The 435-nt window shown below is 43.0% G+C and carries 1 protein-coding gene and 1 pseudogene; both read left to right on the forward strand.

Annotated elements, in window-relative coordinates; genetic code table 11:
• Window positions 1-8 precede the first annotated feature (8 nt).
• The gene (locus tag ASC50_RS08555) at window positions 9-164 is read left to right on the forward strand and encodes an energy transducer TonB (RefSeq protein WP_226995404.1); all 156 of its coding nucleotides are present in this window, start codon (window positions 9-11) and stop codon (window positions 162-164) included.
• A gap of 57 nt (window positions 165-221) precedes the next feature.
• Window positions 222-435, forward strand: a pseudogene (locus ASC50_RS07240) (hypothetical protein); the annotation flags it as partial.

Below are 435 nucleotides of genomic sequence, written 5' to 3' on the forward strand. Positions count from 1 at the left end.
ATGTTGTGGTGCTCACTGCGCCTGATGCCAGTCTTGAAAAGGAGGCTATCCGCATTATCAAAAAGATGCCACGCTGGTCGCCGGGCGAAATGGGTGGACAGCCCGTGCGCACATGGGTTGACAAAGTTCTTCGATTTAGACCTCAACGAGCAAGTTCTTATTAACGTATAGGCAAGCCCTACAAAGCCGTAAGAGTAGGAAAACATAAATAAATAAAAAATATGAAAAATGTAAAATTTAGTCCTTGGGTTGGCACAAAATATGCCACAAAAGGGTACAACGGGAAGAAAATTCTCGTGTTAGGAGAAAGTCATCATGGTGCTTACACCGAATCTGACCTTACTCAGGTAGTTTTAAACCGCTTCTTGAATTATAAGCGCGGGCAAGGTGAACATGAAGATTGGATGAACACTTTCACAACATTCGCAAATGTTG

This window comes from Candidatus Symbiothrix dinenymphae (assembly GCF_001431085.1).